Source organism: Bradyrhizobium sp. 44 (genome assembly GCF_023073095.1).
Lineage (GTDB): Bacteria > Pseudomonadota > Alphaproteobacteria > Rhizobiales > Xanthobacteraceae > Bradyrhizobium.
Genome location: NZ_JADPIY010000008.1, coordinates 1,147,602 through 1,172,651, shown reverse-complemented (window position 1 = coordinate 1,172,651; position 25,050 = coordinate 1,147,602). Strand labels below are relative to the sequence as shown.

At 65.7% G+C, this 25,050-nt stretch carries 21 protein-coding genes and 1 tRNA gene; 10 read left to right on the top strand and 12 right to left on the bottom strand.

Annotation, left to right across the window (positions count from 1 at the left end):
• Positions 1–365: 365 nt before the first annotated feature.
• Positions 366–1,478 (top strand): ring-opening amidohydrolase, encoded by a 1,113-nt coding sequence (locus IVB41_RS07680; RefSeq protein ID WP_247428627.1) that lies wholly within the window; start codon positions 366–368, stop codon positions 1,476–1,478.
• Between the two features lie 125 nt (positions 1,479–1,603).
• Positions 1,604–3,073, top strand: a complete 1,470-nt coding sequence (locus IVB41_RS07675) for an amidase (RefSeq protein WP_247428624.1) — start codon at positions 1,604–1,606, stop codon at positions 3,071–3,073.
• 38 nt (positions 3,074–3,111) lie between these two features.
• On the opposite strand, the gene IVB41_RS07670 is transcribed toward IVB41_RS07675, so the two are convergent.
• Positions 3,112–3,432 carry a hypothetical protein gene (locus IVB41_RS07670; protein ID WP_027565258.1) on the bottom strand — a complete coding sequence of 107 codons (321 nt, stop codon included), beginning with the start codon at positions 3,430–3,432 and terminating at the stop codon, positions 3,112–3,114.
• 147 nt (positions 3,433–3,579) lie between these two features.
• Between IVB41_RS07670 and IVB41_RS07665 the strand changes: the two genes are divergently transcribed.
• Positions 3,580–4,488 carry a PaaI family thioesterase gene (locus tag IVB41_RS07665; RefSeq protein ID WP_247428620.1) on the top strand — a complete coding sequence of 303 codons (909 nt, stop codon included), beginning with the start codon at positions 3,580–3,582 and terminating at the stop codon, positions 4,486–4,488.
• Between the two features lie 67 nt (positions 4,489–4,555).
• Complete coding sequence (locus IVB41_RS07660) at positions 4,556–4,921, top strand: hypothetical protein (protein ID WP_027565260.1); 366 nt, start codon at positions 4,556–4,558, stop codon at positions 4,919–4,921.
• Here IVB41_RS07660 and poxB read toward each other — a convergent pair.
• From poxB to IVB41_RS07645, 3 genes are all read right to left on the bottom strand, one after another.
• Entirely contained in the window at positions 4,918–6,654 is a 1,737-nt protein-coding gene (poxB, locus tag IVB41_RS07655; protein WP_247428615.1) for a ubiquinone-dependent pyruvate dehydrogenase, read from the bottom strand. The two genes, IVB41_RS07660 and poxB, sit on opposite strands and share 4 nt — an antisense overlap.
• Positions 6,655–6,734: 80 nt before the next feature.
• Positions 6,735–7,367: a 2-dehydro-3-deoxy-6-phosphogalactonate aldolase gene (locus IVB41_RS07650; protein ID WP_247428612.1), complete on the bottom strand. Its 633-nt coding sequence runs from the start codon at positions 7,365–7,367 to the stop codon at positions 6,735–6,737.
• A gap of 13 nt (positions 7,368–7,380) precedes the next feature.
• On the bottom strand, positions 7,381–8,295 hold the full coding sequence (locus tag IVB41_RS07645) for a 2-dehydro-3-deoxygalactonokinase (RefSeq protein ID WP_247428609.1): 915 nt from the start codon (positions 8,293–8,295) through the stop codon (positions 7,381–7,383).
• Between the two features lie 240 nt (positions 8,296–8,535).
• On the opposite strand from IVB41_RS07645, the gene IVB41_RS07640 reads away from it, so the two are divergent.
• Both IVB41_RS07640 and IVB41_RS07635 read left to right on the top strand, forming a co-directional pair.
• On the top strand, positions 8,536–9,633 hold the full coding sequence (locus IVB41_RS07640) for an LLM class flavin-dependent oxidoreductase (protein WP_247428606.1): 1,098 nt from the start codon (positions 8,536–8,538) through the stop codon (positions 9,631–9,633).
• 57 nt (positions 9,634–9,690) lie between these two features.
• On the top strand, positions 9,691–10,245 hold the full coding sequence (locus IVB41_RS07635) for a flavin reductase family protein (protein ID WP_247428603.1): 555 nt from the start codon (positions 9,691–9,693) through the stop codon (positions 10,243–10,245).
• 78 nt (positions 10,246–10,323) lie between these two features.
• On the opposite strand, the gene IVB41_RS07630 is transcribed toward IVB41_RS07635, so the two are convergent.
• From IVB41_RS07630 to IVB41_RS07615, 4 genes are all read right to left on the bottom strand, one after another.
• Positions 10,324–12,192, bottom strand: a complete 1,869-nt coding sequence (locus IVB41_RS07630; protein WP_247428600.1) for a sigma-54-dependent Fis family transcriptional regulator — start codon at positions 12,190–12,192, stop codon at positions 10,324–10,326.
• 110 nt (positions 12,193–12,302) lie between these two features.
• The gene (locus tag IVB41_RS07625; protein WP_247428597.1) at positions 12,303–15,608 is read right to left on the bottom strand and encodes a carboxyl transferase domain-containing protein; all 3,306 of its coding nucleotides are present in this window, start codon (positions 15,606–15,608) and stop codon (positions 12,303–12,305) included.
• A 126-nt stretch (positions 15,609–15,734) separates the two neighbouring features.
• Entirely contained in the window at positions 15,735–16,418 is a 684-nt protein-coding gene (locus tag IVB41_RS07620; protein ID WP_247428594.1) for an aspartate/glutamate racemase family protein, read from the bottom strand.
• Positions 16,419–16,430: 12 nt separating this feature from the next.
• The gene (locus tag IVB41_RS07615; RefSeq protein ID WP_247282493.1) at positions 16,431–18,113 is read right to left on the bottom strand and encodes a methyl-accepting chemotaxis protein; all 1,683 of its coding nucleotides are present in this window, start codon (positions 18,111–18,113) and stop codon (positions 16,431–16,433) included.
• A gap of 296 nt (positions 18,114–18,409) precedes the next feature.
• Here IVB41_RS07615 and IVB41_RS07610 point away from each other — a divergent pair, with 296 nt between their 5' ends.
• Both IVB41_RS07610 and IVB41_RS07605 read left to right on the top strand, forming a co-directional pair.
• Positions 18,410–18,910 (top strand): hypothetical protein, encoded by a 501-nt coding sequence (locus IVB41_RS07610; protein ID WP_247428589.1) that lies wholly within the window; start codon positions 18,410–18,412, stop codon positions 18,908–18,910.
• Positions 18,911–18,922: 12 nt separating this feature from the next.
• Entirely contained in the window at positions 18,923–19,396 is a 474-nt protein-coding gene (locus tag IVB41_RS07605) for a hypothetical protein (RefSeq protein ID WP_247428586.1), read from the top strand.
• 15 nt (positions 19,397–19,411) lie between these two features.
• On the opposite strand, the gene IVB41_RS07600 is transcribed toward IVB41_RS07605, so the two are convergent.
• Entirely contained in the window at positions 19,412–19,999 is a 588-nt protein-coding gene (locus tag IVB41_RS07600) for a TetR/AcrR family transcriptional regulator (RefSeq protein WP_247428582.1), read from the bottom strand.
• Between the two features lie 110 nt (positions 20,000–20,109).
• Here IVB41_RS07600 and IVB41_RS07595 point away from each other — a divergent pair, with 110 nt between their 5' ends.
• Complete coding sequence (locus IVB41_RS07595) at positions 20,110–20,487, top strand: tautomerase family protein (protein WP_247428579.1); 378 nt, start codon at positions 20,110–20,112, stop codon at positions 20,485–20,487.
• Between the two features lie 2 nt (positions 20,488–20,489).
• Here IVB41_RS07595 and IVB41_RS07590 read toward each other — a convergent pair whose 3' ends face one another.
• A complete protein-coding gene (locus IVB41_RS07590) occupies positions 20,490–21,440 on the bottom strand; it encodes a GTP-binding protein (RefSeq protein ID WP_247403692.1) in 951 nt (316 codons plus the stop codon).
• Between the two features lie 3 nt (positions 21,441–21,443).
• The gene (locus IVB41_RS07585) at positions 21,444–22,934 is read right to left on the bottom strand and encodes an amidohydrolase family protein (protein WP_247428577.1); all 1,491 of its coding nucleotides are present in this window, start codon (positions 22,932–22,934) and stop codon (positions 21,444–21,446) included.
• A gap of 961 nt (positions 22,935–23,895) precedes the next feature.
• Between IVB41_RS07585 and IVB41_RS07580 the strand changes: the two genes are divergently transcribed.
• Entirely contained in the window at positions 23,896–24,849 is a 954-nt protein-coding gene (locus IVB41_RS07580) for an alpha/beta hydrolase (RefSeq protein ID WP_247403697.1), read from the top strand.
• Positions 24,850–24,945: 96 nt separating this feature from the next.
• Here IVB41_RS07580 and IVB41_RS07575 read toward each other — a convergent pair.
• Positions 24,946–25,020: transfer RNA gene (locus tag IVB41_RS07575), tRNA-Glu, on the bottom strand.
• Positions 25,021–25,050: the final 30 nt, after the last annotated feature.

Here is a 25,050-nt window from a genome sequence, read left to right as displayed (position 1 = left end):
GGCGAACCACCGGCTGCGGGACGCCGCTTATGGACCAATCGGGGTTGATTCATCAAGGTGCAGCGGACAACCGTCGACAAGGGATTTTTTGTCGAAGCGATGCGATCTCGCCACAATCGTGGGTGCGACGCAGACGGCGCACATATCCCCGTCGTCCTGGCGAAAGCCAGGACCCATACCGCGTGATTCATCGATTGTGGGCGGTAGGCGTACCGAACGACGAGCCTTCGCCAAACTCACCCCTGGGGTAGTGGATCCTGGGGTTCGCCAGGACGACGATGGGGATTGCCTCGACACCTTGACAGACACCCTCGTTCGACGGCTGTTTTGTCCGCCGGGCTCCTGAACCCCATGTGAGGACTATAATGCGTACCACGTCGGTCGGCGTCGTTAGAATCGCCACCAAAGGCCCCGGCGACGTCTCCGGATTGATCAGCATGATCGGCTCCGGCGCGATCGATCCGACATCCATCCTGGCGATCCTCGGCAAGACCGAAGGCAATGGCGGCGTCAACGACTTTACCCGGGAATATGCCGTTGCCGCGCTGTGCACGGCGCTGGCGCCACGGCTCGGGCTGTCGCCGCAGGAGGTCGAGCAGCGCATTGCTTTCGTGATGTCCGGCGGCACCGAGGGCGTGCTCAGCCCGCACATTACAGTGTTCACGCGCAGGGAAGTCCCGCAGCGCCCGGCAGGCATCTCCGGCAAGCGCCTGAGCATCGGCATGGCGCAGACGCGGGATTTTCTCCCTGAAGAGCTCGGGCGCTCCGCTCAGATCACGGAAACAGCCGAGGCCGCGAAGGCCGCGATGGCGGATGCCGGCATCGCCGATCCCGCCGACGTCCACTTCGTGCAGATCAAGTGCCCGCTGCTCACCAGTGAGCGCGTCGCGGCGGCGAACGCGCGCGGCCACAAGACGGCGACGACCAGCGCCTACAGTTCGATGGCCTATTCGCGTGGCGCCTCCGCGCTCGGCGTTGCGGTCGCGCTCGGCGAGATCGCAACCGACGTTCATGATGAGGACGTGCTGCGACGCTACGATCTGTTTTCGAACGTCGCCTCGACCTCATCCGGAATCGAGCTGATGCACAACGTCGTCATCGTGCTCGGCAATTCGATGTCCTCGACGAGCGAATTCGAGATCGGACATGCCGTGATGAGCGATGCGATCGACGCTGCCGCCGTGCTCGCGGCGCTGGAGAGCGTTGGGCTCCGTGCCGCGCCGCAGACGACGACCGGCCGCGAGTTCGTCAACATTTTCGCCAAGGCCGAGGCCTCGCCTGACGGCAGCGTGCGCGGCTTCCGCCACACCATGCTGGAAGATACCGATATCAGCTCGACGCGCCACGCCCGGGCTGCCGTTGGCGGGTTGATTGCCGGCCTTGCCGGCACCGGGGCAGTCTATGTCTCCGGCGGCGCCGAGCATCAGGGCCCCGCCGGCGGCGGGCCGGTCGCGGTGATCGCAAAGCTCTCGAATTGATGCGCGCGCATGCAATGCGGGATTACCTCTCCATCCGGCGCAACCCTGCCCTTCGCGCCGCCTCAGTTGATTAAAGTGTTTCCGTGCGAAACTAAGATGGCGCCGCACGAAGAGGTTTGGATCGCATGACTTTCCCGATGAGCTGGAACGAATGGGCGCAGCACGATGGCGTGGGGCTGGCCGCGCGCGTCCGCAAGGGCGAGCTCACGGCGAAGGAGTTGGCGCGCCAGGCCGCCGCGGGCGTTGCCAAGGTCAATCCGGCACTGTCGGGCGTGGTCGAGCTGTTCGATGACGTGATCGCCGATCCGGCCAAGGACGGCGCCAATCTCGCTGGCCCGTTCGCAGGCCTGCCCTTCCTGATGAAGGACCTCGGCCCGACCATGAAGGGCCGGCTCCAGGAGATGGGCTCGCTGCTGATGCGCGGCAATCGCGCCAGCGCCGACACGTTCCTGACCGGCAAATTCCGCCAGGCCGGACTGAACCTGATCGGACGCACCACGACGCCGGAATTCGGCGTCTGCAGCTCGGCCGACAATCCGGCCGTCTATGTCACGCGCAATCCCTGGGACACCGACTACACCACCTGCGGCTCGTCGGCCGGCAGCGCCGCAATGGTCGCGGCCGGCGTGGTGCCGATCGCACACGCGACTGACGGCGGCGGCTCGATCCGCATTCCTGCCGGCGTCAACGGCAATATCGGGCTGAAGGTCTCGCGCGGCGTGTTCTCGCTCGCACCGCACATGTCCGATCTCACCGGCCTGGTCTCGATCCAGGGCTGCCAGTCGCGCTCAGTGCGCGACACCGCCGCCTTCGTCGATCATGCAAGGGGAGCGGCGCCGGGCGAGTTCATGCCGTTCTGGACCACGGCGCAGCCCTATTCCGAGATGATCAAGCGCGATCCGTCAAAGCTTCGCATCGCGCTGTCGCACAGCTGGGGCGACTACACCGCGACGCCAGAGATCGCCGCCGAGCTGGCGAAGGCCGGCCGCTTCCTCGAAGGCCTCGGCCATCACGTCGACTACGCCCTGCCCGAGCTCGACTTCCGCGCCGCGTTCGAGGCGCAGACCACCTGCTACATCTCGAATTTTGCGGTGGTGATCTCGAACATGCTCGCCGCGCGCGGACTGGAACGGCCGCCGGAAGACCTCATCGAGCCGATGAATATCAGGATCTGGGAAGCCGGCCGGCATACGAGCTTCGCCGAGCGGGCGAAGATGCAAGGCGTGTTCAACACGACCTCGCGCGCCTTCGGCGCTTTCTTCGAGCAGTGGGACGTGATCCTGACCCCGATCACCGCGCTGCCGACGCCGAAGGTGGGCACCCGGGAGTATCTCACCATCTCCGACAATCCTGACGTGCTCGACTGGTTCGGCAATCTCTGGCGCTTCTTAGCCTTCACGCCGCTCGCCAATCTCTGCGGCATGCCGGCGATCTCGATGCCGATGGCCACGCAGGAACACGGCCTGCCGCTCGGCATCCAGGCGATTGCGAAACAGGCCAATGACGGCCTGCTGCTGCAACTCGCCGCCCAGATCGAGCGCGCGCTCGACGGCAAGTGGAACGACGGCAGGAAGCCGAAGGTGCATGTGAGCTGAGTGAGTTGATCGCATTAACTTGCGATCCGCTAACTGCCTCAGTTCTTCACCGAGGGAATTTCCTCCGGCCGGGGCTGCTGCTGGCCCTGCTGGTACATTGCCAGCGCCTTTTCGAGCGCTTCGCGCAGCGCCAGCGCGGCGGCCACGCTGCAACGCAGATGCGCGGTCTGAACGACGTCGACCCTGACGGCGGCGCCGACCGGCATCAACAAATTGGCCGCAAGCTCGATCTGGATCGCGCCGTTGTGGTGGCCGAAGCAGGATGCACCGTCGAAATAGATGATCGGCGCCCGCTCCGAGCTCGAGGTCGAAATAATGACGGGCCCCTGGCTGGTGGCGGGCGTTTCGGGATCGGCCATGGGCACTCCTTGCGGCTAGTCGAACGAACGAGGCGCCCACCATCGTTGCTTCGGCCCGCCCTGTCGAGGCCAAACCGCCCCGGCACCTGCCGTGGGACGCGCATCCGGGGTTTTGCGCCGCGCCCGCCACTGGTCTAGAACGTCCTCATGTCCAGCTCACCGACCACACTTTCGTTCGAGGACCTCGCCGAGGCGATCAGGGGTCGCCGCTCCGATTACGGCCAGATCAGCGGGCTCCAACTCGACCGCTTCGCGCCTCGCGAGGCCTGGTCCAGCCTGCCCTACCGGCCAGTGTTCGTCGGCGATACCGAGACCGGCGTGCTGCATGGCGGCGTCGTCACCGCGATGCTGGACGAGAGCTGCGGCATGGCGGTGCAACTTGCGCTCGACGGCACGAGCGCGATCGCGACGCTCGATCTGCGCATCGACTATCAGAAGCCGGCGACGCCGGGCCTCGACATCAAGGCGCATTCGGTCTGCTACCGCACCACGCGTTCGATCGCCTTCGTGCGCTCGACCGCCTATCAGGACTCCGAGGACGATCCAGTCGCGACCGCCACCGCCTGCTTCATGATCGGTGCCAACCGCACCAACATGCTCGCAGACCGCAGGATGGACTCCCGCAACATCCCGACGCTGGAGGCGCCGGACGATCCGGACGGCCCGTTCGCCAACAGCCCGTTCGCGCGCTGCCTCGGCATTCGCGTCAACGACGACGACACACTGACGATGCCGTTCTCGCCAAAGATCATCGGCAACCCGATCCTGCCTGCGATCCATGGCGGCATGACCGGCGCCTTCCTCGAGACCACCGCGATCTTCGGAGTGGCGCGCGAACTCGGCGCAGCCGCGCTGCCCAAGCCGATCGGACTGACCGTCAACTATCTGCGCTCGGGCCGCGCGCTCGACACCTTCGCCAACGTCTCGATCGTGAAGCAGGGCCGGCGCATCGTCGCCTTCGAGGCGCGGGCCTGGCAGGACGATGCGAACAAGCCGATCGCCACCGCCTTCGGCCATTTCATGCTGCGGCCGACGCCCGGAAACGACGAGGAATAGGCGCATTTTCCCTTGACGGCCAGGGTCTGGGCCACAACGATAGCATGTTCCCGCGAGAGGTATTGGGTTGCGGCATCCGCTCGACATCGTCGCCATGTTCGCCGCGCTCTGGCTGCTGGCAGCGATGGTGCTCGACGCGCTGACGCCGAAGGAACTGACGACGGTGATGATCGGCATCGCCATCGGACCCGCCGTCGTCATCACCGCCGTGTTCTACTATCTGCGCTGCCCGCGCACCGATTTCGCGGTGATGTTCGCCGCGCTGTGGCTGATCTCCGACATCGGCATCGCGTTCATCTCCCCGGCGCAGCTGCCGCATTTCCTGATCGCGCTCGGCTTCGTACCGGCGCTGCTGATCGGCATCGTGCTGCACTGGCAACGCTTCCAGCGCCGCCATGAGCGGCTGCCCGTGCCGTCGGTCAAGCGGGGTTAGCGCGGCAGCAAATTGGTCTTGGCGAGATCGACGACCTCGTCGCCGCGGCCGTTCATCACGGCGCGCAGGACCCAGAGGCTGAAGCCCTTGATCTGCTCGGGCGTGATGGTCGGCGGCATCGACAGCTCCTGCTTCGCCGTGACAACGTCGAGCAGCGCCGGTCCGTTGTGGGCCAGCATCTCCTTCATCGCGCCCGGGAGCTCGCCGGGATCCTCGACGCGCCTTGCGAAGATGCCCATGGCGCGCGCCATTGCCGCGAAGTCCGGATTCTCCAGATCGACATTGGTGTCGACGAAACCGGCCGCCTTCATCTCCAGTGCGACGAAGCCGAGCACGCCGTTGTTGAAGATGACCACCTTCACCGGCAGCTTCATCTGCGTCAGCGTGATCAGATCGCCCATCAGCATGGTGAAGCCGCCGTCGCCGGAGAGCGAGATCACCTGGCGGCCGGACTGCGCGGCCTGCGCGCCGATCGCCTGCGGCATGGCGTTGGCCATCGAGCCGTGCACGAACGAGCCGATCAGCCGCCGGTGGCCGTTCATCTCGAGATAGCGCGCGGCCCACACCGTCGGCGTACCGACATCGGCGGTGAACACGGCATCATCAGAGGCGTGGTCGCTGATGACCTTGGCGAGATATTGCGGATGGATCGGTTTGCTGCCCGGCGTGCCCTTCGCGAGCGAGTCCAGGCCCTCGCGTGCTTTCTTGTAGTGCGCGATCGCATCGTCGAGATGCCTGCGCTGCGTCTTGGCCTTGAGGAGCGGCAGCAGCGCCTCGATGGTGAGCTTGACGTCGCCGACGAGGCCGAGATCGATCTTGCAGCGACGACCGAGATTCTCCGGGCGGATGTCGATCTGGGCGACCTTCGCATCAGTCGGGAAGAACTGCTTGTAGGGAAAATCAGTGCCGAGCATCACCAGCGCGTCGCAGGCGTGCATGGCGGCATAGCCGGAGGTGAAGCCGATGAAGCCGGTCATGCCGACGTCGTAGGGATTGTCGTATTCGACGTGCTCCTTGCCGCCGAGCGCATGCACGATCGGGCTCTTCAAGGCTTCCGCGAGTTGCATCAACGGCGCATGCGCGCCGGCGCAGCCGCGGCCGCAGAACAAGGTGATGCGCTCGGCGCCGTTCAAGAGGTCTGCGAGCGCCTTCAACTCATCGGCCTGCGGCACGATTTTCGGCGCCGACAGTGCAAGGCCACGCGCCGTCGACAGCGCGCGCTTGGGTGGGCTGCGGAAGGCGACGTCGCCGGGCATGGCGACGATGGCAACGCCGCGCATGCCGACCGCCGCGCGGATCGCGTTTTCCAGCACATAGGGCAGCTGACTCGGATCGGAGACCAGCTCGCAATAATGGCTGCACTCGCGGAACAGGTTTTGCGGATGCGTCTCCTGGAAATAGCCGCTGCCGATCTCGGCCGTCGGGATTTGCGCGGCGATCGCCAGCACGGGAACGCGGCTGCGATGGGCGTCGAACAGGCCGTTGATCAGATGCAGATTGCCGGGACCACACGAGCCCGCGCATACCGCAAGGCTGCCCGTCATCTCCGCTTCCCCGGCAGCGGCGAAGGCCGCGACCTCCTCGTGCCGGACATGGATCCATTCGATCGTGCCGCGCCGCCGCAGCGCTTCGGTCAGCGCATTCAGGCTGTCGCCGACGATGCCGTAGATGCGCTTGACGCCGGCCTGTTCGAGCGTTGCCACGAACAGATCGGCCACGTTGTTGATTGCCATGTCGGTCTCCTGATCTTGCTTCTGCGGCAAGATAGGATAACGCGCAACAGTGACGGCATCACGGCTTGTTTATTGCTGCTTCAGTCTTTCGCAATCGCCCGATCGTAGGCCGCGATCGTCAATTTTGAGCGAGCGGCAACGTCCGTTGCCGTCATGCCGGGCTTGTAGAGGCTGGAGCCGAGCCCGAACGCGGTGACGCCGCCCTTGATATACTCCGCGAAATTCTGGTCGGAGACGCCGCCGACGGCGGCGATCATCACGCCGGCCGGCAGCACGGCACGGATCGCGGCGATGCCGGACGCGCCGAGCACGCTTGCCGGAAAGAATTTCAGGCCAGAGGCGCCGGAGCGCGCGGCCAGCAGCGCCTCGGTCGGCGAGAACACGCCCGGTAGCGTGACCATGGCGTATTGGTGCGCACGCGTGAGCACCTGTGTATCGACATTCGGCGACACCATCAGCTTGCCGCCGACATCGTTGAGCCGATCGACATCCGCTGTGGTCAGCACCGTGCCGGCGCCGATCAGCACGCCGGCCGGCGCGAGCTTGACGGCGGTGGCGATGGAGCGGAACGGATCGGGCGAGTTTAACGGGATTTCGATCGCGGTCATGCCGGCCTCGATCAGCACGCCGACGATGGCCTCGGCCTCCTCCGGCTTGATGCCGCGCAGGATCGCGACCAGTGGCCGTTTCATCGCCGGAAAGGGAACGCTCATCTCGACTATCCTCTCATTTCGTCCAGATCGCGGCAGCCGCCATTGACAGTCCGCGGCGGACGGCTTCATCGGCATCGACCGGCTTCACGGTGACCGACAGCGCGTCGAAAGCCAGCCTGTACAGCATTGCGAGCCGCCCCGAGGCAATCAGCGTGATTCCAGCTTTCGGCATCGCGCCGGAGAGCCCTGCCGCCAGCTCGACGCCGATCAACGTGCCCGACAGCGTTTCGCGCGCGGCGGCCGGTGTGCCCCCGAACAGGAGTTGACGCGACCGCGCGCCGAACAGAAAATTGGCGGCGAAGGCCGGTGCCTCGTACGCCGCCTTCACCGCAGCCTGGAAGCTCGTGACATCCTCGGCGTCTTCGGCGCCCGCGACCGCAAGCGACAAAATCGTCTCGCGCGACACCACGCTGAAGAGCTCGCCGGTCATAAAGGTAGAGAAATGCGCGACCGTATCGTCCTTCAGGCGCACCCATTTCGAATGCGTGCCGGGCATGCAGACCAGAGCTTCACCTGCGGCATCAAGCCCGAGCGCGCCGAGCAGCTGCGTCTCCTCGCCGCGCATCACGTCCGGTGCTTTTGCATCGCGCTGCGCGATACCCGGCAGGATACGGATGTCGCGCGCTTCGCCGGACACGCGCGCCGCCTGCTTCAGAACAGCGGAGAGTGGCGCGGGCGTATCGACATAACCGGCCTCGATCCAGCCGGTACGCGCGCCGGCCATGCCGCAGACGAGGACAGGCAGATGATCGGACGCCTCGACTGCCGCGAGATGCGATTGCAGCACGGCGGCAAAGCCGGCCTTCGCGGCCACCAGCATGCCTTCATCGCTGCGGCGCTCGGCCAGCACCTCGCCGGCGCGGTCGATCAGCCAGAGCCGGAAGCTGCTGGTGCCCCAGTCCACCGCGACATAGGCAGGTTCGGTCATCTCAACGCGTATCCTCGTCTCACCGCCGAGACGCCGTCTCGCGACAATGAGACGGGGCCCCGCAAATCTGCCCCGGGATATCGGCTATTGCTGCCGCAAACCAGCCTTTTTTCGCGGGTCTGGGGCGCCGTTCGCGGTGGCACACCGCTTGCGAAGAGGTGGCACACCGCTTGCTAAAGCGTTCCCGCTCACGTCCGTGAACCGCGCAACAAGACGCGTCAACATCAGATGAGGAAACCCATGGAGATCGGTTATTTCACGATGCCTTCGCACCCGCCGGAGTGCGGCCTGAAGGAAGGGAACGACTGGGACCTGCAGGTCATGCGCTGGCTCGACGAGCTCGGCTATCAGGAGGCCTGGGTCGGTGAGCACCACACCGCGCCCTGGGAACCCAATCCCACGCCGGATCTGCTGATCGCACAGGCGCTGATGCAGACCAAGAATATCCGCATCGGACCGGGCGGCTTCCTGCTGCCCTATCACCACCCGGCCGAGCTCGCCAACCGCGTCGCGATGCTCGATCACCTCTCCGGGGGACGACTCAATTTCGGAGTTGCGGCCAGCGGCCTGCCAAGCGACTGGGCCATGTTCAACGTCGACGGCATGAGCGGACAGAACCGCGACATGACGCGCGAGGCGCTGGAGATCATTCTGAAGATGTGGAGCGATCCCGCGCCCTGGACCTACAAGGGCAAGTTCTGGACGGTGACCAAGCCGGACACGATGTTCGACTTCCTCAAGCCGCACATCAAGCCGTTGCAGGCGCCGCATCCGCCGATCGGCGTCGCCGGACTCTCGAAGAATTCGGACACGCTGAAGCTCGCCGGCGAGCGCGGCTTCATCCCGATGAGCCTCAACCTGAACCCCGCCTATGTCGGCAGTCATTGGGATTCGGTCGTAGCAGGTGCCGCCAAGACCGGACGCAAGCCGGACCGCGCGGATTGGCGGCTGGTGCGCGAGGTGTTCGTCGCCGATACCGACGAGGAAGCGTGGAGGCTCTCGACCGGCGACATGATGGGCCGGATGATGGGCGAGTACTTCCTGCCGCTGCTCGGCCACTTCGGGTTCAAGGACTATTTGAAGCACGCGCCCGACGTGCCCGATAGCGATGTCACCGTCGAATATTGCGCCAAGCGGAACTGGATCGTCGGCTCGCCCGCGACCGTCGCCGAGAAAATCGAGAAGATCTACGAGGAGGTCGGTGGCTTCGGCGTGCTGCTGGTGTTCGGCTTCGACTACAAGCACAAGGCGGAAGCCTGGCATCACTCGCTGTCGCTGCTGAGGAACGAGGTGATGCCGCGCCTGAAGCATCTCGGCTCCGCGCAGAAGGCGGCTTGACCCGACGCGGGTGCGGCGCGATCGTGCCGCACCCGCATCCATTTCGGAGATTTCCGCGTGACGGTGGACGCAAAGGAATTCAAGCAGGCGATGCGCCAGTGCGCGGGCGCCGTGGCGCTGGTGACGGTCGGTGCCGAGCACGGTAAGCGCACGGGGCTGACGGTCACCTCGGCCTGCTCACTGTCGGACTCACCGCCATCCCTGATGGTCTGCGTCAACCGCAACGCCAGTGCGCACGCGCGTATCCGCGAGGAAGGCGCGTTCGCGATCAACTTCCTGCATGAGGACCACGCTCTCCTCGCGCTCACCTTCAGCGGCCAGAAGGGCGTTAATGGCGACGACCGTTTTGCGTTCGGGGAGTGGACGCGCGGGGTGACCGGCGCGCCGGTGCTGAGCGACGCAGTCGCCGCATTCGACTGCGTGCTGGCGCAGGAATTCGAGACGACGACGCATTCGATCTTCGTCGGCGAGGTGCGCGGTGCATCGCATTCCGACGGCGCGGCGCCGCTGGTGTATCTCCGCAGCAGCTTCCACGTCCCTCACGAAATCCGCGGCACCGTAACCGTCGGCGATCTCGACTCACGACATCTGAGCTGGAGCGATTTTTCGTAGGAGCGGCGGCGTTGATGGTGCGCTCTTCCTTCTCCCCTTGCGGGAGAAGGACGAATGTGCGCCGCACGCAGTTGAGGACTACTGCGTCGTCTCGATCTTCAACAGCTTGATCTTACGATAGAGCGTGGCCCGGCTGAGTCTCAGTGCGCGCGCCGCTTCAGTTACACGGCCGCCATGCTTGCGTAATGTCTCCACGATCGTGGCGCGCTCCGCCGCGGCCAGATCCGCTTCCACCGCCCTTCCGCCAAACGGGGGCAGATCGAGATCGGCATAGGTAATCACGCCGTCCTCCGCCGTGCAGCCGGCGAGCCGCAGCACATGTCGGAGCTGGCGCATGTTGCCGGGATAGGGATAGGCCGCCAATTGCGCCCAGGCCTCGTCCGAGAGGGAGCAGTTCGGCGCTTCCTCGCGCGCGATCTGGCGGACGATGTCATCCCTGTCCGCACGCTCGCGCAAGGCCGGCAGCCGCACCTCCATGCCGCGCAGACGGAAATAGAGGTCGGTGCGGAAGGCGCCCTCCTCGGCCATGTGGCCGAGATCGCGATGGGTGGCGCTGATCAGGCGAATGTCGACCGGCACGGGCTTCAGCGCGCCGAGCGGCCACACTTCGCGGTTCTCCAGCACGCGCAACAGCCGCGTCTGCAGCGCGATCGGCATATCGCCGATCTCGTCGAGGAACAGCGTCCCGCCGTCGGCCTGCACGATCAGACCCTTCGAGCCGTCGCGGCGCGCGCCGGTGAAGGCACCGGCCTCGTAACCGAACAGCTCGGCATCGATCAGGCTTTCCGGCATCGCCGCGCAGTTCAGTGCGACATAGTTGTGGCGCGCGCGATTGCCGGCTGCGTGAATGGCACGGGCGAACACATCCTTGCCGACGCCGGTCTCGCCGTGCAGCAGCACCGGCAGATTGCGATCGCCGATGCTTCTAAGTCGCTTCACGCTCCTGATCAGGCCGGGGTCGCGGCCGGCGAGCCGCTGCAGAGCATCGAAGCGATCGACCTGTGCATCGCGGCGCGGCGCGAGCGGACGGCTCGAGACCCTCGCCCGTAGCGGCGGCGCGACATGGCCATGCCCCAACGGAGTGCCATCGGCCCGGCGCAGCTCGACGAGATCGTCTGCGTCGCGCGCGGCGGGATGGTCGAACTTGACGTAGCGCGACAGATCGATGCCGGATGCGATCAAGCCGTCAGTGAGACCCAGCAGCGCGCGCGCCGAACGGCAGGCGCCGACGATGCGGCGATCGTCGTCATAGGCGAGCAGGCCGCTGCCGCCATCGCCTGGTACGGTCGCGATCCAGGCGTTGCGGAAATGACCGCGGAAGATCGCACCCTCCATGCGCCGCGTCGCCTCCATCGTCACCGCGAGCGCGAGCTGATGCGCGGTGCGCTCGAGGTCTTCGCGGCAGGAAGTGATGTTCACGGCGCCTGCGAGCCGTCCGGCCTGGTCGAACAGCGGCGTCACCGCGCAGGAAAACATGTGCCACTGCGCGCGAAAATGCTCGTCGCGATGCACCAGGATCGGCTTCTGCTCGGCGAGCGCGGTACCGAGCCCGTTGGTGCCTTCAAAAGCCTCGGAAAAATTCGACCCCGTGTAGATCTTCCAGTCCATGAACAGTCTTGCGTCGGCCTCGCCGGGCAGACGGCTGAACAGCATGGTTGCGTTCACGTCTGCCAGATTGACGCAATAGCCGGCATCGCGCAGCACCCGGGCGAGGTCGTCGAGCTCCGGCGTTGCGAGCCGGATCGTCTCTTCCATGGGTTCGGCGACGTGACGGATCTCGGCTTCGGTGAGCGTCTGCGGCGGCCCCTGACGGGCGGGATCGAGCTTGTGGCTGACCAGGCAACGCCGCCAGGAATTGGCAATGCGCGAAGAGGCATCGACGTCGGCCACGTGATTGGCGACGGACAAGACGCGGGCGACATGGTTCGAGGCCGAAAGGCTGGCCATCGCGGACGTCTCCACCCTGTATTATTGTGCAAAGTCTGGCACCGCAGGCGGGGATGTCAATCGGGAACCAGGAAGGCGGCGAAGCGCAAATCGGAATTGCTGCACCGCCCTCACCACGTATCGATGCACGGCCGCTTCTTCCCATTCCGCGCCGGCGGCTTCGGCACCGAGCGCAGGCCCGCCATGATCCAACGCCGCGTCTCGGCGGGATCGATGACGTTGTCGATCTCGAACACGGAGGCGATCGAGACAGCCTTGCCGTTGGCATAGAGCTCGGCGACCTTGTTGCGGTAATAAGTCTCGCGCTCGGCGGGGTCGGCGATCGCCTCCATTTCCTTGCGGAAGCCGAGGCGGACGTAACCCTCCAGGCCCATGCCGCCGAACTCGCCGGTCGGCCAGGACGCGGTAAAGAACGAGGCATGGAAGCCGCCGCCGATCATCGACTGCGCTCCGAGCCCATAGCCCTTGCGCAGCACGATGCCGAACAGCGGCACGGTCAGGCTCGCGCCTGTCACGAACATGCGCGAGACGTGGCGCACGATCGCCGTCTTCTCGGCTTCCGGGCCGACCATGAAACCGGGCGTGTCGCACAGCGAGACGATCGGCAGATCGAAGGCGTCGCAGAGCTGGAGGAAGCGCGCGGCCTTGTCGCCGGCATCTGCGTCAATCGCGCCGCCGAGATGGCGCGGATTGTTGGCGATCAGGCCGAACGGCCTGCCCTCGATGCGGATCAACGCGGTGATCATGCCGACACCGTAGTCGCGGCGCAGCTCCAGCACGGAATCCTTGTCGGCGACGAGGTCGATCACGCTGCGGATGTCGTAGACGCGCAGGCGGTTCTCGGGGATGGCGCGGCGCAGCAGCCGCTGGTCGGCGGCCTGCCACTCGGTCACCGCACCTTGGAAATAGGATAGATATTTTTGCGCAACACGCGTCGCCTCCTCCTCGTCCTCGACGAGGATATCGATGACGCCGTTCGGCGACTGGAACGTAACAGGCCCGACCTCGGCCGGGTGATAGACCCCGAGCCCGCCGCCCTCGATCATCGCGGGGCCACCCATGCCGATCGAGGCGTTTTTGGTCGCGATGATGACGTCGCAGCAGCCGAGCATCGCGGCATTGCCGGCGAAGCAGTAACCGGAGACGATGCCGATGACCGGCACGAGACCCGAGAGTCGTGCGAACTGCACGAAGGACGGGCCGTCGAGGCCGGTCATGCCGAGCCGGTCGGTATCGCCAGGCCGCCCGCCACCGCCTTCGGCATAAAACACCAACGGCACGCGCCAGTCTTCCGCGAGCGTCAGCATGCGGTCGATCTTCTTGTGGTTCATGTGGCCCTGCGTGCCCGCGAGCACGGTGTAGTCATAGGCCACGACGATGCAGCGACCGCCCTCCGGGCCGAACTTCTCGGCGTTGACGGTCGCGACGCCCATGACGAGGCCGTCGGCCGGCGTGTTCTTGACGAGATCGTCGAGCTTGCGCCGGCGCCGCTGCGCCGCGATCGCAAGGCTGCCGTACTCCATGAACGAGCCGTCGTCGACGAGCTGCGCGACATTCTCGCGCGCGGTGCGCTGATTGGTGTTGCGGCGGCGCTCGACCGAGGCAGGGCGATTTTCGTCGAGCGTGTTGGCCTGGCGCGCGATCAGTTCGGCGAGATCGGGACGGATGTGGTCGAGATCGATATCGGTTTCCGTTGCCGACGCATCAGCCGCAACCTCGAGCGGCTCCAGATACATGATCGGCTCGCCATGCATCAGCGTGACACCGTCGCCAGCGAGTAGCTGCATGACGCGACCGCCCTGCTCGGCCATGACGAGATGCTCCATCTTCATGGATTCGATCACGGCGAGCTGCTGGCCCGGACGCACGATCTCGCCTTCCTTCACCTGAATAGTGACAATGGTGCCTTGCAGGGGCGCCGCGACCATCACCGTGCCTTCGGGCACGGTCTGTGCCGTATGCGCCTCGGTGCCGGGACCGCCGCTTCGCTCCGTCGCTGCAAAATAGAGTGGTTTGGCCGCGCCATCCGCGGCTTCGACGAGCTTGCCGATGTTGCGATCGATGAAGTCTGTCGCGATGCGGTTGGAGCGGAAGTCGGGATGCGCCAGCACGGCCTGGAGGAAGCCGATATTGGTGACGACGCCGTCGATCCGAAACTCGCGCAAGGCGCGCGAAGCCTTGGCAACGACCTCGTGCCAGGCTTCACCGGACGTATGCACGATGACCTTTGCCAGCAGCGAGTCGAAGGCGGCGCTGGTCTTGTAGCCGGCATAACCGAAACTATCGACGCGCACGCCGGGGCCTGACGGCGGCTCGAACACGGCAAGCACGCCGCCGGTCGGGTGCGTCGCCCCTAGCTCGTCCAGCGTCTCCATGTTGACGCGGAGCTGCATGGCATAACCGCGCGGCTTCGGGATCGAGCCTTGCGCCAGGCCGAGCGAGGCAAGCGAGGCACCGGCAGCAACCGCAAGCTGGGCGCGGACGAGATCGAGGCCGAGCACCTCCTCGGTCACTGTGTGCTCGACCTGAAGCCGCGGGTTGGCCTCAATGAAGGCAAAGCTGTCTTCGGCGGCGCCGTCGACCAGGAACTCGAACGTGCCGAGATTGTCGTACGACGCGGCCACGGCGAGTTGCTTCGCCGCCTCGATGATACGGCCACGCAAGCCGTCGCTGAGCGACGGGCTCGGCGCCACCTCGATCAGCTTCTGGTGCCGGCGCTGGATGGTGCATTCGCGTTCCCAAAGATGAGAGATCGCGCCGTGGCGGTCGCCGATGATCTGTACCTCGATATGGCGCGCTTGCCGGATCAACCGTTCGGCATAGACGCCGTCGAAGCCGAACGCGGCCTTGGCCTCGGACTGGCAGCGCGCGTAGGCCTCCGCCAGATCGGCAGCGCGCTCGACCACGCGCATGCCGCGCCCGCCGCCGCCGGCCATCGCCTTGATCACGATCGCCGCGTTGCTGCCGAGCGAGGTGAAGAACGCCGCGATGTCCTCCAGCGAGGACGGCCCGCTGGTGCCGGCGATGATCGGCACGCCGCAGCGCTTTGCCAGTTGCCGTGCCGCAACCTTGTCGCCGAACAGTTCGAGCGCCGCGGCCTTCGGCCCGACGAAGGCGATGCCTGCATCAGCGCAGGCTTTCGCCAACGCTGCGTTCTCGCTGAGGAAGCCGTAGCCGGGATGCACGGCGTCGCAGCCGGATGCCGTTGCCGCCTTCACCACGGCCTCGATGTCGAGATAGGCCCGTGCGCCGCGGCCGGGGATTTCGACCGCTTCGTCGGCAACCCGCACATGCAGCGACAGCGCATCGTCCGCTGGATGGATCGCGACCGTCGCGATGCCGGAATCGGCTGCGGCGCGCGCGATGCGGATGGCGATCTCGCCGCGATTGGCGATCAGGAGCTTCTTGAACGACATGCAGCGTCTCCATGCCCGCGTGCCCAAGCGCGGTCGACAGGTCCGATGGTTCTGCTTCGTCACTTTAATCGAGGCCGTCAAGGGCAAGAACGCCGGTCGCGACGACCGTTCCCGCGGGCCGGAATTTTAGTCGGTCGCTTGCGCCGTGATGAGGCGAATAATCCGCGCCACGGCAGACGGGATCGGGGCGATGATTGGCACGGTGAACATCAGCTGAAGCTCGCGCGCAGCTTCGCCCAGCGGCCCGCCGCCGATGATGACGGCCTCCGCGCCATCCTGCGCGATGCAGGCCTCGACCGCGCCGGCGAGCGCTGCGCGCAGCCGCGCCGGATCGCGCATCAGCTCCTGCGGATCGCCCTCCGCGAAGCGGACGCCGGTGTAATACGATCGCAGCCCCAGCGCGTCCGGCAAGGCGTCGATCTTCGCTTCCAGCAGCGGCGTCGTGGTCGCCACGCCGAAGCGGCGGCTGTTCTCGGCAGCTGCCAGCATCGAGGACTCACCGATGCCGACCGCGGGCAGTTCTATCGCGGCTTTGATCCCGGCCAATCCGGGATCGCCGAACGCAGCGACGATGATGCCGTCGCATGCATGCCGGTTCGATTGCGCGATCTCCAGAACTTCGGTGGAAGCTGCATCCAACGCATCCGGCGTCACGATCATTTGCGGCGCGCGCGTTGCGGTCGCGCCGTCGATGTCGAAGCCGTCGCCGGCGGCCGACCTCGCGATAGCGACCATCATCTCGGTGGTCGCCACGGAACTGTTTGGATTGATCAGGAGAATGCGCGCGCGCCGATCGGAAGTTTGGCCCATCCCCCTGCTATACTAAGCCGCCCGCACCCCCGCAACGAAAGCGCTGACCTCGTTTTCCAGCGATTGCAGCTTCTGCGACAGCCGGCCGCTCGATTGCAGCACGAGGCCGGCGGCCTGGCCGGTCTCCGCCGTCGCATCGGTCACACCCGAGATGTTCTGCGAAACCTGGTCGGTGCCGGAGGCGGCCTCCCTTACGCTGTGGGCGATCGCCGCGGTCGCGGCGCCCTGCTCCTCGACCGCTGCGGCGATCGACGAGGAGATCTCGTTGACCTCCATGATGGTGCTGCGGATGCTCTCGATGTTGCCGACGACCTGGTTGGTCTCGGCCTGGATCGCGGTGATCTGCGCGCCGATCTCGTCGGTCGCCTTCGCGGTCTGGCTCGCCAGCGACTTCACTTCGCTTGCCACCACCGCAAAGCCCTTGCCGGCCTCGCCGGCGCGCGCTGCCTCGATGGTGGCGTTGAGCGCGAGCAGATTGGTCTGCGAGGCGATCTGGTTGATGAGGTCGATGACCTCGCCGATCTTGTGCGCGGCCGCCGCCAGCCCCTGCACCGTGTCGTTGGTGCGCTGACCGTCGGCAGCGGCCTTGTCGGCGACCGTCGCAGCCTGCGCGACACGCTGGCTGATCTCGGTGATCGAGGACGACAGCTGCGCGGCGGCGGAGGCCACCGTCTGCACGTTGCTCGAAGCCTGCTGACAGGCGGTGGCGACGAAGCTCGCGCGGTCGGTCGCCTTGTTGGCGGTTTCGGACATGCCCTGCGCGGCCTGCTGCATCGCGCGCGCCTCGTTGAAGACGTCGCGGACGACGGCCTGAACGTTCGCCTCGAACTTGCCGGCGAGATCGGTCATCGTCCTGCGCTTCTCCTCGTCGGCCTTCTGCTTCGTCTCTTGCTGTTCGGTGTGCATCCGGCCGACCTCCGCAGCATTGTCCTTGAACACGGCGAGCGCCTTGGCGAGCCCGCCGATCTCGTCGCGACGGTCGGTATGGGGCACGTCGAACGCGCTGTCGCCGGAGGCGAGGCGCTCGGTGAGCGCGGTGATCTTCGCCAGCGGCCGGGTCACGCTGCGGCCGATCACGAAGGAGGCGCCGAGCACGAGCACGAACACGACCAGGCACACCAGGGCGAACGTCATCGCATTCTGGCGGAAGACGGCGTCGACGTCGTCGAGATAGATACCGGTGCCGATGATCCAGCCCCAGGGCGCAAAGCCCTTCACATAGGAGATTTTCCCGACCGGCTGGTCGAAGCCGGGCTTCGGCCAGAGATAGCTGTAGAAGCCCGCGCCCTGCTTCTTGACGACGTCAACGAAGCCGACGAACAGCGCGTTGCCGGACGGATCCTTCATCCCGGAGAGATCCTTGCCGTCGAGCTCCGGCTTGATCGGATGCATGACCATTTTGGGGGTCATGTCGTTCAGCCAAAAATATTCGACCTTGTCGTAGCGCAGGCTCTTGACCTCCGCGATCGCGGCGGCCTGCGCCTGCTCGCGTGGCAGCTTTCCTTCGCTCTCGAGCTTCTGGTAGTGCGCCAGGATACCGTAGCCGACGTCGACCATGTGCTGCGTCTTGGCCTCACGGTCCGCGATCATCTGCGCGCGCAGGGTCGAAAGCGCGATCGGCGCCAGCGCGATCATGCCAAGGAGGCTGATGCCGACAATCAGGACCAGCTTGAAACTGATGCGGGAGAAAAACATCGGTGCTCGCAAGATTTGGAAGGGCTGATATGCCAGTTTATCCCGCGTCCCTTAGCAAAGCTTTAAGCATTCGGGTTCCCGCAAAACCCCGCAAACTCCGTAGGATCCTACCGGCATGCCTCGGACACCTGGCAGGTTCACGAGGCGGGCTGCATCCGAGATGCGAACTCTTCAAAACTAGAAGACCTCGGCATCGCCCCTCCGAGCGTTGACTTGCAGGGGGCTCTGACCGAACGATCGGCGCAGATCATCAGCGCCAGCCGGGGCGCGGGCGCAGCCGGAGGCCAGAGGCTAGAATGCATCAATCGACATCGACAGGGTCCCTCGACCTTCCGGCGCTGAGCGCGGCGGAGCGGCTCTTCATCTGGGGATTTCGGGCCAAGGCACGCAGCGGAAGCGCTGTTCCCACCGCGGCCGACATCCAGCAAGTGTACGACCATTTTCGCGTGGGCGACGCCGTGCCGTCGCTGGAATCCATCATCGAGATCTTTGCCTGCACGGCGCATACGGCGATCGCGGTGCACTGCCCGACCTGCCCGCGCATGTCCGACAGCGAGCACGGGATGTTGCGGGCAATCGCCGCCGCGCAGAAAGAGCGCGATGATATCGCGCGCGAACAGTTCGAATGCTGGCTGCCGCCGGTCGGCGCCGATTGGGCTCTCGCACCCGTGCGCGGGCTTGCAACGATCTTCCGCATGGCGGGTCTCATCCTGCCCGACCGACACGTTCCGTCTTTCGACCATGACCGACCAATGGCGATGAAGAGCTGGCTGGTCGGAAGCCCCACGTTGCACTGACCGGGATCGCGCATGATGCAGGACAGTTGCGGCGCTGTGTCTGTCACGGAAGCCGGCCAGGCGCGGCTCTGTCCGCTTCGGGTCGCGCTTGCGACGCGGCCTGACTTCGATAGCTACGATGATTTTGGCCGCGTCACGCTCTCGCTGTTCCGGTTCATTGCTGCCGCCTATGCGACCGGCGCGTCCGATTGCTGGGAGGCGGCCTATCGCTTTGCCGACGAGGCGCCTGGCATCGCCGACAGCCCGCTGCTGGTCGCACGCGTTGCCGCACTGGTCAGAATCCTGCGCAGCGGTCGGCCCTGCCAATTGTGCTTCATGCCGCCGTCGTGCCGGCGCCTGTCGCAGGACGAGGCGGGTTTGATGCGGCTGCTGGCGGTGGCGCGCGGCAACCAGCCAGGTGAGCTCGAATCTGCCGTTTGCCAGTTCGTCGGCGACGAGAACGGGATTGCGACAACCAGGGCGGTTAACGCGCTCGCGGTCTGCTGACACCTAGCCGCCCTTCTAGCCGAGCACGAGATCGATGGTGTGGGACGCGATCTTGCGCAGCTGCGGCTCGTCGCCGAAGGCGCGTTCGAGCACGGCGAGGCCGCGCGTCACGGTAATGATGTGCAGTGCCGCGGCCGCGGAATTGCCGCTGAACTCGCCGGGCGCCGCACCCGCCGACAACGTCTCCTGAACCAGAACAGTGATGCGCGAGATGAGGTTCGCGAAGGCCTGCCGCGCCTCCTCGTCCAGCCCCTCGCCTTCGGCCGCGCCGAGCTCCATCAAGCCGCGCGTGGTCGGACATCCCCGCGGCGGCGAGCCCGCGCGGAAGTTGCTGATGGTCAGGTCGAAGAACGCGGTGAGGCGCTTTCGCAAGCTGCCCGCACCGAGCGCCTTTTGCAAAGCGACGAGATAGTCTCCCGCATAGCGCTCGTACGCCTGCAGGAATAGCGCCTCCTTGGTGCCGAAGGCGTTGTAGAGGCTGCCGCGCTGCACACCGGCGTCGCGCGCGATGTCCGACAGCGAGGTGCCGCGCACGCCCTTGCGCCAGAACTGGTCGAAGGCGATGCGCAGGACATCGTCATGGTCGAATTCGCGCGGCCTCAAGCTTTGCTCCCGTCAGGCGTATTTGACACGATGTCAAAAACATGATTTCTTGACGCCTCGTCAAAAACAAACTGGTACCCACGCAGCCCTTCGTCAATGAGGAATTCGCGATGCCTCTCCTCCACATCTCGATGCGCGCCGGAAAGCCGGAAGCCTACCGGAAGGCGATCCTCGACGGCCTCTACCGCGCCATGCGCGAGGCGCTGAACGTCCCCGAAGGCGACGAGTTCATGACCATCAGCGAGCTTTCGCCCGCGAACTTCCGCTGCGGCAACGCCTACGGCGTCACGCGCAGCGACGATGCCGTGCTGATCCAGATCACCGTATTCGCCTCGCGCACACCCGAGCAGAAGAAGGCCCTGTACCGGCGGATCGCGGATCGGCTCGGCGAAAACCCGGGCATCCGCCTCGAGGACGTGTTCGTCAACGTCCTCGATGCGCCCGCGGAGAACTGGTCCGTCGGCCACGGCGTTGCGCAATTCGCTTGAGCTTATAGCTTCACCGATCCAACGCACGTCTCCATGATCCCGTCGAGCTCCGCCTTCGAGAGCACCCCGAGCTCGGCGATGAAGACGATCCGCGCGCGCGGCAGAGCGGTGGCATCACCAACGGCGAGCCCGGCTTCACCCGGCGCCAGCGTGGCGCGGCCGGCGGCGAATTGAAACACCATCTGGCGCCCGGGCTGCTCGACGGTCTCGAACAGGCCTTTTGCCCGCGCGAGTTTTGGCGCAAGCCGGCCGATCGCCTGCTGCAGGCGGGGCAGCGAGATCGGCTGGTCCGAGGTCCAGCTCAGCGTCTCGAAGCGTTGCTCTGCCGGCCGTCGCGGTCCGGGCTCGCGTCGCGCGGGGGCCCGATCGACGGTCGCGGGAAACAGCAGCGCGGACGGAATCTCGCCGTGCGGCGCATCGACCACCACGGCAGGAACGCGCTGCCCGCGGATGGCCTCGCGCATCCGGGAGCCCGCGCTCTCGTCCGCCAGATCCAGCTTGCTCAGCGCCACGATGTCGGCGACGCGCAGCTGCGAACGATGCAGCGCATCGTCGAGAGCGGCTGGCGGTGTCGCCGCGTCCATCACGCAGAGCACCGTTTCCAGCGGCGCTTCGCGCAGGATCACGGGATCCATCAAATTGCGGACGATCTCGGCGGGATCGGCGACGCCGCTGGTCTCGATGACGATGTATTCCGGCTTCGGATCACGCCGCAGCAGCGTCGAGAGGGTGCGCAATAGGTCGCCTTCGAGCGAGCAGCAGATGCAGCCATTGGCGAGGCTGACCACGCCGTCGCTCGCGCCCGCGATCAGCTCGGCATCGATGTTGATCGCACCGAAATCGTTGACTACAGCGGCGATCCGCCGCCCCTCCGCATGCGCCAGCAGATGGTTGACGACAGTGGTCTTGCCGGCCCCCAGAAAGCCCGTCACCAGGAGAATGGGGACCGGCATGTGTCAGCCCCCGACGACGGGACGGCGCACGGGACGGCCGGGCCGCGCCGCCACGTCCAGCACACCATCTGTGATCAGCGGTTGGCCGCTGACCACGAGATGCCGCACGCCGTCGGAGGGGCGGTTCATCGCCGTGAAGGTCGCGCGGTCCGAGAGCTTCTCGTAGTCGAATACGACGATGTCGGCATCGGCATCCTTCGCGAGCCGGCCCTTTGCGCGCATCGCGGGCGTGCTCTGCGACAGGATCTCCGCCGGAATCAGCGCGCATTTGCGCACGCCTTCGAGCAGCGACACGGTCTTGCGCTCGCGCACCCATTCGCGGATGAACTTCGTGAAACAGCCCGCCGAGCGCGGATGCGAGGTGGCGTCATCCGGCAGCGGCCAGGCATCCCCGGTGTAGGTCTTGCCGTCCGACGTCGTCCACGGCATCGCGTCGGAGGCGATCGCGCCGCCGGGATAGAGCACCGACATGTCGAGCAGGTCGCGGTGATGCGCATTGTTCTCGGTGTCGAGGATGTGCCACAGCACCAGCGAGGACGGCTCTTCAGCTTGCGCCTTCAAGAGCTCCTCGCGATCGCTGAAGCGATGGCCGTCGGTGACCCGCTGCACGGAATCGTAACCGGTGCCGTTGCGCTCGACGAATTCGGGGTCGCTGAAGAACGCAGCCGCCAGCACGGTCGAGCCGGTGCCGTAGGGATAGGCCTCGACGGTGATGGGCAGGCCCTGCGCCTGCGCTTTCGCGATCAGCACGCGGCAGCGCTCGACGTCGGTCTTGCTCGACGAGTTAAAATGGCAGATGTGCATGTGCGCGCCGGTGGCGCCGGCATAGCCGATCAGGCGGATATAGGCTTCCGCCGCGCTCTCGGGATCGACGCGCGACATGTAGGCGACGTGGGTGAAGGTCGGCACGTCCTGCGCGGCCGCGAGCTGGCAGACCGCGGTCAGCTCCTGCACGCCGGCGCCCGGCGCATAGGCGTTCAAGATGCCGATGCCGATGCCGCCCTCGTTCAGGCCGCGCGAAAGGCGCTCCAGAATGCCGGCAACCTCCGCATCGCTCGCCACGTTGTCCATCCAGCGGCGATCGCGCATGGCGTTGCCGAATGCCTCCAGCGAGCTCTCCGCATTGGAGCCCGTCATCGCGCCAATACGCGCGAAAGCCCAGTTGGTGGCCGCGCCGTAGTTCAGCACGCGTCCCTTCCGCGCCTGGCGCTCATACCAGGACCCGACCGGCAGCACGCCTGCTTCGAGATCGAGCGTCGTCGTGACGCCGTCGAACGCCTGCATGCGATCGGCGGGGAGCGACTGGCCATGCGCATGAAGGTCGATGAAGCCGGGGGCGACCACGAGCCCGGTCGCGTCGATCACCCGCTCGGCACTGCCGAGCCCCGTTCCGACCGCGGCGACCTTGCCGTCCACCACCGCCACATCCCCGATGGCGTCCATTCCGCTGGCGGGATCCACCACCCGACCGCCAGAGATCACCAAGCCGCCCATATCGTCGCTCCCTCACGCTGAATTCGCATCAAGGCAGATTCCGTGAGGTACGACCACCTCCACCGATGCCGATGCATCATGCTCGCAAGGAAGGCTCGAAAGGGAGGCTCGAAGGGAGGTCAATTCACATGCGGGTCGCAGACACGCGCTCACAGTCTCGCGGCAGGTTTGCCCGAGCTATGCTTCTCGCTTCACCCCTCGAGACGAAAGGGCGCAGGGAAGACCGGGCGCCGGCTGGCACCCATAAAAACCCGTATGCGAACTGATTGCACACGCAATGCACAGGGGAGACACAGGGCAGCCGAGACCAGGCCTTCCCTGCGCGATGGTTTGACGGCCTATGCCGCGCTCTCCCCGGAGACGAGTTCCTTCTTGCCTCCGTCACTTCCACGAAATGCACGGCACCGCGCCGGTTGACGCGCTGACGCCTTCGCAAAGGCTTGACCGTAGCAACGACGGCCAGGACCACACGGTTTCGCCGTATGCGAGTTTCCTGCTTCGCCAAAAGCTTCACGAGGTTTGAGCGCCGTCCGTCGATGCGGTTCGTGCCATGCTCACGAGGTTCATCTCGCCCTGCACGCAACAAGCCCGCCTTTATCGCCGCCCGCGTCCACCGCAACTCCCAACCCGCGTTCGTGACGACGTACGACCGCCCCTTTTGTGGGCTGGGATGGCCGACACATGCGACATTTCCGAATTTCGGTAAAGCGTAATATTTTGATATGACGGGTTGACTAGCGTTTGCGTCTGTTTCGTCCGGCCGTCGGAGACGACGGACGCCACGACCGTGCAATGGACCGCGAAGCAGCTCCGCCGTCTTCTCGCCCCCATTGTCATTCACGAAGTTAGATGGGGCGCTACGGTGGGCAAAGTTCCCAAAGGGTTTTGTGTGATCGCTCGACCTCTTCTGCAACGCGACCCCTGTCATTCTATTTCGCGCCGCGCTCTCCTCGGCGGATTTATGTCGGCAGGGACCGCCCTCGCGCTCGGCGGATGCGCCGGCTTGGGTGCAACCGGGGCACGTTTCGACGCGTCATCGCTATCCCTTGACCCCACATTGCTCGTCACCACCACGCGCAAGCCGGTGAACGGCGGTCGCACGAAGCCCTGGTTCGGGCCGGAGCGCGCGACGACCATGACAGTCGCGCGGGCGAAGCTGGTGGCGCCGGACGAGAGCCGCCTTTCTCTGGCCTCGGTTGGACTTGGCGATTGGCGCCTTGACCGGGTTGAACCGGTGTCGACCGACGTTGGCGATCTCGTTGCGCAGGCCGGCGGAGGAGACGTGCTGATCTATGTGCACGGCTTCAAGCAGACGTTCGAGACGGCGGTGCTGGATGGCGCCCATCTCTCCGATGGGATCAAGTTCCGCGGTCGGACCATGGTGTTCTCCTGGCCCTCCAAGGCAGGACTGTTCGACTATGCCTATGACCGCGACAGTGCGATGTGGTCCCGCGACGAGTTTGAGCACGTGCTCTCCGCACTCGTGTCGGCGCCAGGCACCGGCCGCGTGAACATCGTTGCGCACAGCATGGGAACCATGCTGTCGCTCGAAAGCCTGCGTCAGCTCTATGCGCGATACGGCGACACAGTGACGAGCAAGATCGGCGCGGTGGTGTTTGCCGCGCCCGATATCGACATGGACGTGTTCTCGTCGGCGATCCACCGCATCGGTCCGCTTGCCGGCAAGATCACCGTGATCGCCTCCACGAACGATCGCGCCCTGGCCCTGTCGGGACAGATCGCAGGTGGAATGACCAGGGTCGGCGCCGCCGAGAAAGCCGTCATCGCGCAGCTCGGTGTGCGCGTGGTCGATGCTTCGCAGGAGGGCTGGGGCATCATCAACCACGATCTGTTTCTGTCGAATGCAGAAGTACAGCGGGTGATCCGCCGCTCGATCGACGGCACGATCGCTTAGGAGAGCGCCCGCGCCGAGCCGTGCGAACTGCGCACGCCGGTTGGGGCTACAAGCGGAAATGGCCGGTTTTCGAAGTGCCCAGTCTGGCAGGAAAAATGGCGCTCCCTAGGGGAATCGAACCCCTGTTTCAGCCTTGAGAGGGCCGCGTCCTAACCGCTAGACGAAGGGAGCGTGAGGGAGAGGACATAGCCTCGAATTTTG